The organism is Massilia luteola (genome assembly GCF_034420155.1).
Lineage (GTDB): Bacteria > Pseudomonadota > Gammaproteobacteria > Burkholderiales > Burkholderiaceae_D > Telluria > Telluria luteola.
Map to the genome: position 1 here is coordinate 31,290 of NZ_JAXOFN010000024.1, position 12,338 is coordinate 43,627.

12 protein-coding genes are annotated in these 12,338 nt (G+C 67.2%); 9 read left to right on the forward strand and 3 right to left on the reverse strand.

The window, feature by feature from the left end; translation table 11 throughout:
* The first annotated feature begins 37 nt into the window (after positions 1–37).
* Genes U9J41_RS21535 through U9J41_RS21550 form a run of 4 tightly spaced genes read left to right on the forward strand, consistent with a single transcriptional unit; the run spans position 38 to position 3,301 of the window.
* On the forward strand, positions 38–277 hold the full coding sequence (locus U9J41_RS21535; RefSeq protein ID WP_322404207.1) for a hypothetical protein: 240 nt from the start codon (positions 38–40) through the stop codon (positions 275–277).
* Positions 274–1,026, forward strand: coding sequence for a prolipoprotein diacylglyceryl transferase (locus tag U9J41_RS21540; protein ID WP_322404208.1), 753 nt, complete (start codon positions 274–276; stop codon positions 1,024–1,026). The genes U9J41_RS21535 and U9J41_RS21540 overlap by 4 nt, the downstream gene beginning before the upstream one ends.
* A complete protein-coding gene (locus U9J41_RS21545) occupies positions 1,023–1,826 on the forward strand; it encodes a hypothetical protein (protein ID WP_322404209.1) in 804 nt (267 codons plus the stop codon). The genes U9J41_RS21540 and U9J41_RS21545 overlap by 4 nt, the downstream gene beginning before the upstream one ends.
* A complete protein-coding gene (locus U9J41_RS21550; protein WP_322404210.1) occupies positions 1,823–3,301 on the forward strand; it encodes a radical SAM protein in 1,479 nt (492 codons plus the stop codon). The genes U9J41_RS21545 and U9J41_RS21550 overlap by 4 nt, the downstream gene beginning before the upstream one ends.
* On the opposite strand, the gene U9J41_RS21555 is transcribed toward U9J41_RS21550, so the two are convergent.
* Both U9J41_RS21555 and U9J41_RS21560 read right to left on the reverse strand, forming a co-directional pair.
* Entirely contained in the window at positions 3,261–5,198 is a 1,938-nt protein-coding gene (locus tag U9J41_RS21555; RefSeq protein WP_322404211.1) for an SPFH domain-containing protein, read from the reverse strand. The two genes, U9J41_RS21550 and U9J41_RS21555, sit on opposite strands and share 41 nt — an antisense overlap.
* 100 nt (positions 5,199–5,298) lie before the next feature.
* Entirely contained in the window at positions 5,299–5,949 is a 651-nt protein-coding gene (locus U9J41_RS21560; protein ID WP_322404212.1) for a glutathione S-transferase family protein, read from the reverse strand.
* A gap of 107 nt (positions 5,950–6,056) precedes the next feature.
* On the opposite strand from U9J41_RS21560, the gene U9J41_RS21565 reads away from it, so the two are divergent.
* The 5 genes from U9J41_RS21565 to U9J41_RS21585 all read left to right on the forward strand — a co-directional run bounded on the left by U9J41_RS21565 (position 6,057) and on the right by U9J41_RS21585 (position 10,669).
* Positions 6,057–6,638: a TetR/AcrR family transcriptional regulator gene (locus U9J41_RS21565; RefSeq protein ID WP_322404213.1), complete on the forward strand. Its 582-nt coding sequence runs from the start codon at positions 6,057–6,059 to the stop codon at positions 6,636–6,638.
* Positions 6,639–6,839: 201 nt separating this feature from the next.
* Complete coding sequence (locus U9J41_RS21570) at positions 6,840–7,535, forward strand: YIP1 family protein (protein WP_322404214.1); 696 nt, start codon at positions 6,840–6,842, stop codon at positions 7,533–7,535.
* 4 nt (positions 7,536–7,539) lie between these two features.
* Positions 7,540–8,763, forward strand: coding sequence for an efflux RND transporter periplasmic adaptor subunit (locus U9J41_RS21575; RefSeq protein ID WP_322404215.1), 1,224 nt, complete (start codon positions 7,540–7,542; stop codon positions 8,761–8,763).
* Entirely contained in the window at positions 8,760–9,452 is a 693-nt protein-coding gene (locus U9J41_RS21580) for an ABC transporter ATP-binding protein (RefSeq protein WP_322404216.1), read from the forward strand. Before U9J41_RS21575 ends, U9J41_RS21580 begins: the two co-directional genes overlap by 4 nt.
* Positions 9,449–10,669, forward strand: a complete 1,221-nt coding sequence (locus U9J41_RS21585; RefSeq protein WP_322404217.1) for an ABC transporter permease — start codon at positions 9,449–9,451, stop codon at positions 10,667–10,669. Before U9J41_RS21580 ends, U9J41_RS21585 begins: the two co-directional genes overlap by 4 nt.
* Before the next feature lie 75 nt (positions 10,670–10,744).
* Here U9J41_RS21585 and gatB read toward each other — a convergent pair whose 3' ends face one another.
* A complete protein-coding gene (gene gatB, locus U9J41_RS21590; RefSeq protein WP_322404218.1) occupies positions 10,745–12,205 on the reverse strand; it encodes an Asp-tRNA(Asn)/Glu-tRNA(Gln) amidotransferase subunit GatB in 1,461 nt (486 codons plus the stop codon).
* Positions 12,206–12,338: the final 133 nt, after the last annotated feature.

Consider the following 12,338-nt stretch of genomic DNA (forward strand, 5'->3'; position numbering starts at 1 on the left):
AATGTGATGTAATGGCGGCAACTTTTCCGGAGCTGCCATGAACAATATCGCCCGCGGCATTCTGACCGTCATGCTCTCGTTGGCGCTCGCGGGCTTCGGCCTGTGCGGCGCCGTCGGCACCTTCGGCGGCATCGTCAGCATGTCCGACTCGTCGGCCGAAAGCAGAGGCATCGGACAGCTCATGCTCATCTGCGGGCTGGCCGGACTCGCCATCGCTGGTGCATGCCTGTTCTTCGTCCTCAGGTTGCGGCGCAAGCGCCTGCCCGGCACCGAATGACCGGTCCCGTCCTCCCCGCCGCGACGGCGCAGCTGGTCCACCTCGTGTTCGAATGGCTGGCCCTGGCCGGCGGCGTGCAGCTGTACCGCTGGCAGCGCCGGCGCGCGTCCCAGCCCGCGTTGTTGCAACCGGGATCCTTCGCCGTCGTCGTCGGCTGCATCCTCGGCGCCGCCATCGGCAACAAGCTCGTGTTCTGGATCGAGATGCCGCACCTGTGGCACGGGCTCGATCCAGACTGGCGCCTGATCGCGTCGGGCCAGTCGATCGTCGGCGGGCTGCTGGGCGGCCTGCTCGGCGTGGAGATCGCCAAGAAGACCGCGGGCATCCGCGGGTCGACGGGCGACCAGTTCATCCTGCCCCTGATCGCGGGAACCATCGTGGGCCGCATCGGCTGCTTCCTGGCCGGCCTGCACGACGGCACCTACGGCGTGCCGACCACGCTGCCGTGGGGCGTCGATTTCGGCGACGGCATCCCGCGCCATCCGACCCAGATCTACGACATGCTGTTCGTGCTGGCCGTGGGCGCCTTGCTGTGGCGCGCGCGCAGGCCGCTCGCGCGCAGCCCGGGGCTCGCGTTCAAGCTGTACCTGGCGTCCTACCTGGCCTGGCGCCTGTTCGTGGACGGCATCAAGCCGGTGGCCTATGCGTATGCGTTCGGGCTGTCCGGCATCCAGTGGGTATGCGTGCTGGCGCTGGCGTGCTACCTGCCGTTCGTGTTCTTTCAATCCCGGGAGCTTGCCCGCACATGACGTTTTTATCCGATTCCCGCGCACGCGGCGGGATGCTGATCCTCGCCCTCGCCTTCATCGGCGGTACCGGCTGCGTCGCGATCGACGCGGTCAACAAGAACCGCTACGAGCGCCAGAAGCGCGACGCGGAGGCGGACCGCCAGCGCCGCATCGCCGAGCAGACGCCGGCAGCCGCGGCGGGCGATCCGGCGGCGCGCACCGCGCTCGCCTATGCGCTGGTGTCGGCGTCGGACCGAAGGCAGGACGACGCGCCGCGTGCGCTGGCCCTGCTGGAGCAGGCCGCCGCACAGGACTACGGCATGGCCCAGGCGATGCTGGGCGAGATCCTGACCGGGTCGGCGGTATTTCTGCACGTGCCCCGACGTTTTCCGCCCGACCCACGCGCGCTCACGCGCGGCATCGCGCTGCTGCAGCGTGCGGCCACGAAGGCTTGCTCGTACCGGCCCGGGCCGGGCATTTACCACGTCGAGCCGGCGCAGAGGGCAGCGCAGATGCTGGGCGTCGCCGGGCTGCCCGACGAATCCCTGCTCTGGCGGGCGCGCGGCATCGTGCATTGCGGCGGCGCGAACGCCGGGTATCTTGCGTCGCAGGCCGAGTCCAAGTACATCAAGCCCGTGGAGCGCACCGAGACGCTGGCGCTGTTGACCTTGACCGGCAACGCGAAGGCCATCGCCGAGGCCAGGGCCGCGCTGCCGGCGGACACGGTCGCCGCCGCCGAGCGCCTCGCCGCCGACCTGCGCCGCCAGGTCGCCGCGTCCGAACGGGATTACCCGGCACCGCCGCGCAAGGAACTGCCATGAGCCGCAAATCCCGCCCCTACCTGTTCTACGACACCACGACCTCCGTGTGCTCGACCTGCCTGCACCCGGTCGAAGCGAAGATCGTGTTCAAGGACGACAAGGTCTACATGGACAAGTGGTGCGGCGCGCACGGCCTTGAACGCGTGCTCGTCAGCGACGACGTCGCCTACTACCGGCTGTGCCGCGAAGTCTTCGTCAAGCATCCGGAGATGCCGCAGCAGTTCAACACGAAGATGGAATACGGCTGCCCGTACGACTGCGGCCTGTGCCCCGACCACATGCAGCACTCGTGCCTGTCCGTCGTCGAAATCACGGACAACTGCAACCTGAACTGCCCCGTGTGCTATGCGGAGAGCGGCACGCACCGCGAACGGCATCGCCCGCTCGACGAGGTGATTCGCATGCTCGACGCCGTCGTCGCCAACGAGGGCGAGGCCGACGTGATGCAGCTGTCCGGCGGCGAACCCACGCTGCACCCGCAGTTCTGGGACATCCTCGATGCCGCGAAGGCGCGCCCCATCAAGCACGTGATGGTCAACACGAACGGCATCGTGCTCGCGCAGGACAAGGGTTTCGTTGCGCGCCTGGCCGGCTACGCGCCCGGCGTCGAGGTCTACCTGCAGTTCGATTCGCTGCGCGCGGAGGTCCACCGCGAACTGCGCGGCGCGGACCTCACGCGCATCCGCCGCCAGGCGCTCGACAACCTCAATGAGGCCGGGCTGTCGACGACGCTCGTCGTCACGCTCAAGAAAGGCCTGAACGACGGCGAGATCGGAGACATCATCGACTTCGCGCTGCAGCAGCCCTGCGTGCGCGGCGTGACCCTGCAGCCGATCCAGGACGCCGGCCGCGTCGAGGATTACGACCCGCGCCTGCACCGCCTGACGGTGTCCGAGATCCGCCGCCGCATCGCCGAACAGAGCCGCCTGTTCACGCTGGAAGACGTGGTGCCGGTGCCCTGCAACCCGGACACGCTGGCGATGGCTTACGCGATCAAGACGGAGCAGGGCACCGTGCCGCTCACGCGCTGGCTCGATCCGCAGGCGCTCGTCGAAGGCAGCGGCAACACGATCGTGTTCGAGCGCGATGCGGGGATGCGCAACGTCGTGAAGGACCAGGTATTCAAGCTGTTCTCGACGAACCACTCGCCGGAATCGCAGGCCAACTGCCTGTCGGAGCTGATGTGCTGCCTGCCCTTGATCAGCGCGCCGTCCGCACTCCGTTACGACAACGTGTTCCGCGTGCTGATCGTGCAGTTCATGGACGCGTATTCGCTGGACGTGCGCGCGCTGAAGAAATCGTGCATCCACTTCGCGCTGCCGGACGGCCGCCTCGTCCCGTTCGAGAGCTACAACCTGCTGTACCGCGACGGCCGCCGGCTCGAACACATCCGCGCCGGCATCGCGTCCGACTTCGTGCGCCGACGCGGGAGACCTACGATACCGCTGGTGCCGGCGCCGCCATCTGCTGCTTGACGGCCATCGCCAGGAAGGCGTCGAGCGCCGTGCCGCGGCCGTCGCTGCCGCCCACCTGGATCGACGGCACGAGCGCCACCTGGCCCCGTTCGATCGCTTCGGCGAAGCGCAGCAGCACGGTCTGCTGGAACTGGAGTTCCGGACCGCCGTAGGCCGCCACGTTCAGTTCCGTCGCCTTGGCCTGCGCCTGGCCGACGGCTTCCAGCTGGAACGCTTCCGCCTCGGCCAGGCGGCGCTTGGCGTCGGCGGCGCCGGCCGCGTGCTGGCGCGCTTCCTCGGCCGCCTTGATGGCCTTCTGCACGGCCGCGCTGCCCTGGTTCTCGGCGATGCGCACCGCGAGTTCCGATTCCGTGATCGACGTCTGCTGCTTGGCGCGCGCCTCCGCTTCGCGCAGGATGCGTTCCTGCTGCGCGGCCGCTTCCTTGGTGCGGTAGGTCTCCAGCTGCTCGCGCGAGACCTGCCGTTCGCGCAGCTGGCGCAGGATCGTCTCGATCTGCGTGTCGCCTTCCTTCGCGCGCGGCGTGCCGATCAGGACTTCGTTCAGGGTCAGGTTATAGCCCTCGAAGTTGCGCCGCATTTCCGCCATCGCGCGTTCCTGGATGTCCGAGCGTTCCTGCAGCAGCTCGATGAGCGTCTTGCGCTGGCCGACGTTTTTAAAATACGCGGCGACCATCGGATCGAGCGTCTGCTCGACCAGCTTGCGGATGTCGCCGAAGCGCTGGATCACGAGCGGCGCCATCTTGTAGTCGATGTTGACGACGACCGACAGCGGCAGGTCCGGCTCGAACGCATCCTTCGTGATCAGCGAGACTTCCGACAGATGCTTGTCCAGTTCGTGCGAGCCGATGGCGCCGGCCTGCCATTTCAGGATGAAGTTCGTCGTCGGCACTTCGATCACGCGCTTCGCGTACGGGTTCAGCGCGTACTTGCCGGGCAGGAGCGGCGTCGCCTGCACGCCTTTCTCGTCGGTGGCCACGAGCTCGCCGTGGCGGTAGTCGTCGCCTGTCTGGTCCGTGCCGGCCTTGCCGGTGTACGACACGACGACGCCGACGAAGCCCACCGGCACTTCGGTCTTCGGCACGATCTCCCACGACGCGAAGCGCGCGTTCAGGTAATAGGTGCCTTCGACGAGCACCTGCAGCTGGCGGCCCTTGTAGCCGCCGGCGTCGATGAATGTTTCCGGGTTCTGGTAATCGTGGTGGTAGCGCGCCGCGTCGGCCGGATCGGCGCCGACGATGGGCGCGACGATCGTCCCTTCCGGCAGCGACTGGCCTTCGTGCGTCGTGACGACGGCCAGCTTGTCTTCGCGGATCACGAGCGGGCGGAAGCCGCCGCGGGCGACGAGGTCGTCGTGGACGGCGGCCAGGATGCCGCCGATCCCGCCCTTGCCATCGACGTTGGCGTCGCCCGGCAGCGCCAGTGCGTACACGCGGTCCTCGGCCAGCACGACGAATTGCGCGAGGTTGATGGCATACGTGCCCTCACGCAGGATCTTGCGCTGCAAGCCTTTCTGGCCGCCTTGCGCGAGGAACGCGGCGACGTCGGTAAAATCGGCGGCGACCTTGTTGCAGCCGAGGTTCTGGCTCGGCGCCATCGGCAGGCCGTCGCGCGCGAACACATAGGCGAGGGTGCCCTGCTGGATGGTCACGAGGTTTTCGCGGTGCACGCGGTACTGGAACGGCGCGAAGAAGTGGAAGCCGCCGCGCAGCAAGTCCGGCTGGAAGCCCGCCTCGCCCTGCAGCGCGATGAAGCCGGCGCGCACGGAGCCCCGTCCCGACCATTTCTTTTCCACGACCCCGATCTTGTCGTTGGGGATGTAGACGACGCAGCTGCGCACGAACACCAGGAGGATGCCAAGCAGCAGACCCGCGGCCGCGACGGCGATGATCTCGAACATATGACGTCCTTTCGACGAATGATGACGAGATCAGCGTAGCGGAGCGGGCGTAAACGCGGTGTATAAAGATCGGGCGTGCTCGCAACGATGGCGTAAAAACCTAGGCCGCCATGGGCGCCGCCGCGAACTGCGCCACCTGGTCCGCCAGCGCCTTGCGGTAGGCGGGACGGGCCGTGCAGCGGTCGCGCCAGGCAGTGAGACGCGCGAAGCGCTCGACATAGCCCATGCCGTCGAGCAGGCGCACGACGGTCGTCATGAGGATGTCGGCCGCGCTGAAATCGCCGGCCAGGTAAGCGCGGCCTTCCAGCCACGCATCCACCTGTCCCAGGCGCTTCAGCGCGATCTCTTCCAGCACCGGGCGCTGCGCGGCGGCCCACGGCTGGTCCATGGAAAACGCGACGAGGTTGGCGAGGTTGCCGAGATAGGGCTCGACCGAATTCAGGGCGGCGAACATCCACATCGTGACGTTCGCGCGCTCGGCCGGATCGCGCGGCAGCAGGGCGGGATGGCGCTCGCCCAGGTGCAGCAGGATCGCGCCGGATTCGAACAGCGTCAGGTCGCCGTCCTGCAGCACCGGCACCTGGCCGAACGGCTGCTCGCGGCGATACGCGGGCGAGTCCTTCTCCTCGAAGCCGATCAGGCGCATGTCGTACGGTTGGCCGATCTCCTCGAGGGCCCAGCGCACACGCAGGTCGCGCACGTGGCCGACGGCAAACGAAGGAACGGAACGGAAAGTGGTCAGGGTAGGCATCGGTCGTCTCCTTGGGGTGAATGTCGACCAGCATACGCGGGCACAAAATATGTTCAAGAACATAATGTGGATGCGCGCATAATGCCGTTCTCGAAAGGAGATGCGAGATGCCCTACAGCAGCGAACACAAGGCCCAGACCCGCGAACGCATCGTGCATGCGGCGCGCCGGCTGTTCAACCGCCATGGCTTCGAACAGGTGTCGATCGACCGCGTGATGTCCGAGGCCGGCCTGACGCGCGGCGGCTTCTATCACCACTTCGACAGCAAGGACGAGCTGTATGCGGCGGCCGTCGCCAGCTTCAGCACGTGCAATCCGTTCATGTCCGATTTCAAGGACAGGCCGCCGCCCGAACCGCACCGGCTGGCGCGCATGCTGGTCGACATCTACCTGAGCGACGAGGTGTTCGACAACATCGAGGCGCATTGTCCGTTGTATGCATTGCCGGGCGACGTGGCGCGCGCGGGACTGTCGCCGCAGAAGGCGTACACGCAGCTGATCCGCAATCTCGTGCAGGTGTACGCGGGCGCGCTCGCGCACGAACCCGACGGCGACCAGCGCGCGCAGGCGATCGTGGCGCTGTGCGTCGGCGGCATGGTGCTGGCGCGCACGACGGACGATGCCGCGCTGCGCGCATCGTTGCGGGCGGCGGCGCGGGAGCAGGCGCTGGCGCTGCTGGACGGGATGTAAACGCCGTGTATAAAGTTGCGCGCGCCGCGCAAGGGCCGCGTAAACGGCGGCGCGCCGTCCCAGAGTGAAAACGCGGTTTCGCCGCCGCGTGGACGATTTCGTAATGACAATTGGTGAGTTTTCCGTGGCGCAAATCCCCTAGACTACCGGCAGCTGTGCAGCGGGCGCTGCGCATCGCAAACAAGACTAGGGAGTCAACATATGGCCACACAGGCATTCTTCGATATCGGTAACGTCATCCTCGCACCGTCGCCCACGTTCGCGCGGCTGAAGGACAAGCCGCGCCCCTGGATTCCCTTATTGGTCCTCGTCCTGTTGACGCTGGGCGTCACGTACTGGTACATCTCGACGCTCGATTTTGCCTGGTTCCGCGAGCACATGCTGGCGGCGCAGGGGGCGGCCAAGCCGGAAGCGCGGGCCGCGCTGGAGCATTTCCTGACGCCGAAGACGATGATGTGGAGTTCCGGTGCCGGCGCGGTGCTGGGCACGCCGGTCCTCTGCGCCCTGGTGGCGCTGTACTACCTGTTGGCGGCCAAGGTGATGGGTACCGGCATCGGTTATGGCAAGTGGTTCGGCTTCGCCGTCTGGACCAGCATCCCGCGCCTGCTGGCGCTGCCGCTGTCGGCGCTGCAGATCGTGACGTCGGGCGGCCGCCTGGCGCCGGAAGACATGAACATGGTGTCGCTCAACTACCTGCTGCTGCACGTGCCGATGTCGAACCCCTGGTTCGGCTTCGCCACCAATCTCGACCTGACGTCGCTGTGGTCCATCGCGCTGGCCGTGATCGGCCTGAAGGCCTGGACGGGGCGTTCGACCGGGGCCTGCGTGACGGTCGCCGTGCTGCCGTATGCACTGGTCTACGGCATCTGGGCCGCGAAGATCGCCTTCGTCGGGTAAGCGCATGAACAAGAAAGCGATAGGCGCGGCCGTCGTCGCGGCGTTCTTCCTCGTCCCGCTGGCGATCAAGTTCGCGGGCAAGCCGACGCGCCGCGAGGCCGAGCTGGCGACGGTGCAGAAACTGGCGATCCATCCGTCGATCCTCGCCACGGGCAACCTCGTGTTCCGCCAGGAGGTGCAGCTGTCGGCCGAGGTGATCGGCAAGGTGTCCGGCGTGCTGGTGAAGGAGGGCGACCGGGTCGAGCGCGGGCAGATCCTGCTGCGGCTCGATCCGACCGTGTACCAGGCCGAGGTGGCGCAGCAGGAAGCCAACCGGCGCAATGCGGCGATCGCCATCGAGCGCGCCCAGATCAACCTCGCCAACCAGCAGCGCAGCCTGGACCGCACGGGCCAGTTGTACAAGGCGAAGTACATCGACATCTCGAAGTACGACGACGCCGTGCACCAGATGGACCTGGCCAAGGTCGAGGTGCGCGCCAGCCGCGAATCGCTCGAACAGGCCAGCGCGCTGCTGTCGCAGTCGCGCGAGCACCTGGCCAAGACCGAGGTGCGCGCGCCCATCGACGGCACCGTGACGGCCGTGCCGATCAAGGTCGGCGAGACCGCCGTCGCCAGCGCGACCGGCATCGCGGGATCGTCCTTGATGACGATCGCCGACGTCGGCTCGATCATGGCGGAAGTGAACGTGGACGAAGCGGACATCGCGCGCGTGGCGGTCGGCCAGCAGGCCAAGGTGTTCCCGGCCGCGTTCCCCGACCAGCCGGTGACGGGCAGCGTGGAGAGCGTGGCCATGGCGCCCCGGAACACGCTGGGCGCGCAGAGCCAGGGCCGCAGCTATGTCGTCAAGCTGCACCTGCTTGACACGAAGCTGGCGCTGCGGTCCGGGATGACGTGCCGGGTCGAGATCGTCGTCGGCAACGGCGCGGCCCGCGCCGCGGTGCCGATCCAGGCCGTGATGAGCGAGGAAATCCCGGGCGCCAAGGACAAGGTCAAGAACGCCAGTTACGTGTTCGCCGTACAGGACGGGAAGGTGAAAAAGACCACGGTGGAGCTGGGGCTGTCCGACGACGCCAACCAGGAAGTGACGAAGGGCCTGGCGGTCGGCCAGACGATCGCCGTGGGTCCGGCGCGCCTGCTGCGCGAGCTGCACGACGGCGATGCCGTCACGGCCAAGAAGGCCGAGGTAAAGGTCGCCGACGTCAAATCCACCGATGGAGAGCACCCGTGATCCGGCTCGAAGGCGTGACCCGGCAATACCAGATGGGCGACCAGACCGTGCACGCGCTGCAGGGCGTGGACCTGCACATCCGGGCCAACGAGTTCGTGGCGTTCATCGGCGCGTCCGGGTCCGGCAAGTCGACCATGATGAACATCGTCGGTTGCCTCGACCGCCCCAGCAGCGGCGCGTACTGGCTCAACGGGCGCGAGGTCGCGACCATGTCCGGCGACGAGCTGGCGCGCGTGCGCAACGAGGAGATCGGCTTCATCTTCCAGAGTTTCCATTTGCTGCCGCGCGCGAGCGCGCTCGACAACGTGGCGCAGCCGCTGATCTATCGCGGCATACCGCTGCGCGAGCGCCTGGCGCTGGCGGAACGGGCCTTGCAGCGCGTGGGCCTGGGCGAACGCGTGCACCACCGGCCCAACGAGCTGTCGGGCGGCCAGCGCCAGCGGGTGGCGATCGCCCGCGCGCTCGTGGGCAATCCCGCGATCCTGCTGGCCGACGAGCCGACGGGGAACCTCGATTCGACCACCAGCGAGGAGATCCTGGCGCTGATCCGCGAACTGCACGCGGGCGGGCAGACGGTCGTCATGGTGACCCACGAACCCGAGATCGCCGCACAATGCCGGCGCATCGTGCGCCTGCGCGACGGCCGGATCGTGTCGGATACGGCAAACGACGCGGAGAACGCGGCATGAACCTGTTCCTCGAAAGCCTGCGCTCGGCGCTGGCGTCGATCCGCGCGCACCGCCTGCGCAGCTTCCTCACGTCGCTCGGCATCGTGATCGGCGTGGCGTCCGTGATCACCGTGATCTCGCTGATCCAGGGCCTCTCCAAGAGCGTCAGCGACCAGTTCGAGGGCCTGGGCGGCAACGGCCTGACGATCCGGCCGCACAACGAGTTCAAGGACGTCATGCGCGGCAAGGTGAACTTCCTGCATTTCGAGGACGTGGCCCAACTGCACCTGCGCGTGGAGGGCATCCGCGACCTGAGCCCCGTCTTCACGCCCGGCTTTTCCGAAGTGCGCTTCACCGGCCTGTCGGCCACGGCCCAGGTGTTCGCGACGACGGCCAGCTACCAGGAAGTGAACGGCCGCTACGCGCGCCTGGGCAGGTTTCTCAGCGCGTCCGACGACGCCAGCGCGCGCCGCGTGGCCGTGATCGGCGAGAAGCTCATCGACGACCTGCACCTGCCGCCCAACCCGGTCGGGCAATTCGTCCTGTACGCGAACGAGTGGTTCAAGATCGTCGGCGTGATGGAAAAGCGGGGCGAGATCTTCGGCATGTCGCAGGATAACTACATGATCATCCCATTCAAGACGGGGCAAAGCATCATCGGCAACAACACGCGCCCGCAACTGCAGATCACCGTCGCGGTGCGCGACCTGGGCCGGCTGGACGCGACCCGCAGCCACATCCGCATGGTCATGCGCCAGGCCCACCGCCTGAAGGCCGACGAGCCGGACGATTTCGAGATCGAATCGGCCGACCAGATCGCGAAGTCCTTCGACAAGTTGAGCAGCACGGTGACGCTGGTGATGAGCGGCGTGGTCGGCATCGCCCTGCTGGTGGGCGGGATCGGCATCATGAACATCATGCTGGTGTCGGTGAAGGAACGCACCCGCGAGATCGGCATCTGCAAGGCGATCGGCGCGCGCAGCCGCGACATCCTGCTGCAATTCCTGATCGAGGCCGTCACCTTGTCGCTGCTGGGCGGGTTGCTGGGCCTCGTGATCGGCTACGCGCTGGGCGCGGCGATCGCCGCCATGATCCCCGACTTCCCGCCGGCCGTCGTGCCGTGGTGGGCGGTGGCGCTGTCGGTGCTGTTTTCGGGCTCGGTGGGCGTCGTGTTCGGCGTCGTGCCGGCCAGCCAGGCGGCGCGGCTCGACCCGATCGAGGCGCTCCGCTATGAATGACACCGGGGTCAGAGCCCGTTTTTTGGCACGATCTCTGGGGCAATTACCCAAAACCGGGCTCTGACCCCGGTTTTTTCAGCCTGCCAGCTTTTTCTTGAGCAGTTCCGTGACCTGCGCCGGATTCGCCTTGCCCTTCGACGCCTTCATGCACTGGCCGATCAGCGCGTTGATCGCCGCTTCCTTGCCGGCGCGGTACTGCTCGACCGACTTGGCGTTGGCCGCCAGGACCTCGTCGACGATCGCTTCGAGCGCGCCCGTGTCTGAGATCTGCTTCAGGCCTTCGCGCTCGATGATGGTGTCGGCCAGATGGTCGTCCGCCGATTGCGCGTCCCACATCAGGCTGAAGACCTTCTTGGCGGCGTTGTTCGAGATGGTGCCGTCGGCGATGCGCTGCAAGAGCAGGGCCAGTTGCGACGCTTCGACCGGCGACGCCTCGATGGCGACGTCGGCGCGGTTCAGCGCGGACGACACGTCGCCCATCAGCCAGTTCGCGGCGGCCTTGGCGTTCTCCTTGCCGGCCTTGGCGACGACGGCTTCGTAATACGTCGCCATCGCCTGCGACGACGTCAGGATCAGCGCATCGTACTCGGGCAGGCCATAGGCGCCGATGAAGCGTTCGCGCATCGCGGCCGGCAGTTCCGGCATGCCGGCTTGCACGCGGGCTATCCACTCCTGCGAGATCGCGAGCGGCGGCAGGTCGGGGTCGGGGAAGTAGCGGTAGTCCTGCGCGTCTTCCTTGCTGCGCATCTGGCGCGTTTCCTTGCGGTCCGGGTCCCACAGGCGCGTGGCCTGCACGACCTTGCCGCCGTCCTCGATCAGCTCGATCTGGCGCCGCACTTCGTAATGCACGGCTTCTTCGATGAAGCGGAACGAATTCAGGTTCTTGATCTCGCAGCGGGTGCCGAATTCCTTCTGGCCGACGGGGCGCACGGATACGTTGACGTCGCAGCGGAACGAGCCTTCCTGCATGTTGCCGTCGCAGACGCCGAGCCACATCACGAGGCCGTGCAGGGCCTTGGCATACGCGACGGCTTCGGCCGCGCTGCGGATTTCCGGCTCGGAGACGATCTCCAGCAGCGGCGTGCCGGCGCGGTTCAGGTCGATGCCGCTCATGCCGTGGTAGTCCTCATGCAGCGACTTGCCGGCGTCTTCCTCGAGGTGGGCGCGGGTCAGGTTGACGGTCTTCGTCTCCAGCTTGCCGTCCTTCTCGAACGCGAACGTGAGGCTGCCGCCCTGCACGACCGGGTCCTCGAACTGGCTGATCTGGTAGCCCTTCGGCAGGTCGGGGTAGAAGTAGTTCTTGCGCGCGAAGACCGAATGCGGCGCGATCTTGCCGCCCACCGCGAGACCGAAGCGGATGGCGCGTTCGACCGCGCCCTTGTTCATCACGGGCAGCACGCCCGGCAGCGCCAGGTCCACGGGGCTGGCCTGCGTGTTCGCCGCGGCGCCGAACTTGATCGAGCTGCCGCTGAAGATTTTGGAGTTGGTCGTGAGCTGGACGTGGTTCTCAAGACCGATGACGACTTCCCATTGCATAGTGTTCTCTCTTTGTCGTTACGTTCGCATGTGCCGCCGTGGGCTCGTCACGCGTCACGCGCGGGCCCTTCATGCGTCACGCGTGGGCTCGGGGAGCCCACCCTACGATGCATTCGTGCCGTAGGGTGGGCAC

What these genes read in the sequence shown, in the direction of transcription:
- U9J41_RS21550 (WP_322404210.1), top strand. Translation starts at nt 1,823, where the DNA reads ATGAGCCGCAAATCCCGCCCCTACCTGTTCTACGACACCACGACCTCC.
- gatB (WP_322404218.1), bottom strand. Translation starts at nt 12,205, where the DNA reads ATGCAATGGGAAGTCGTCATCGGTCTTGAGAACCACGTCCAGCTCACG.
- U9J41_RS21540 (WP_322404208.1), top strand. Translation starts at nt 274, where the DNA reads ATGACCGGTCCCGTCCTCCCCGCCGCGACGGCGCAGCTGGTCCACCTC.
- U9J41_RS21545 (WP_322404209.1), top strand. Translation starts at nt 1,023, where the DNA reads ATGACGTTTTTATCCGATTCCCGCGCACGCGGCGGGATGCTGATCCTC.
- U9J41_RS21585 (WP_322404217.1), top strand. Translation starts at nt 9,449, where the DNA reads ATGAACCTGTTCCTCGAAAGCCTGCGCTCGGCGCTGGCGTCGATCCGC.
- U9J41_RS21565 (WP_322404213.1), top strand. Translation starts at nt 6,057, where the DNA reads ATGCCCTACAGCAGCGAACACAAGGCCCAGACCCGCGAACGCATCGTG.
- U9J41_RS21535 (WP_322404207.1), top strand. Translation starts at nt 38, where the DNA reads ATGAACAATATCGCCCGCGGCATTCTGACCGTCATGCTCTCGTTGGCG.
- U9J41_RS21570 (WP_322404214.1), top strand. Translation starts at nt 6,840, where the DNA reads ATGGCCACACAGGCATTCTTCGATATCGGTAACGTCATCCTCGCACCG.
- U9J41_RS21560 (WP_322404212.1), bottom strand. Translation starts at nt 5,949, where the DNA reads ATGCCTACCCTGACCACTTTCCGTTCCGTTCCTTCGTTTGCCGTCGGC.
- U9J41_RS21555 (WP_322404211.1), bottom strand. Translation starts at nt 5,198, where the DNA reads ATGTTCGAGATCATCGCCGTCGCGGCCGCGGGTCTGCTGCTTGGCATC.
- U9J41_RS21575 (WP_322404215.1), top strand. Translation starts at nt 7,540, where the DNA reads ATGAACAAGAAAGCGATAGGCGCGGCCGTCGTCGCGGCGTTCTTCCTC.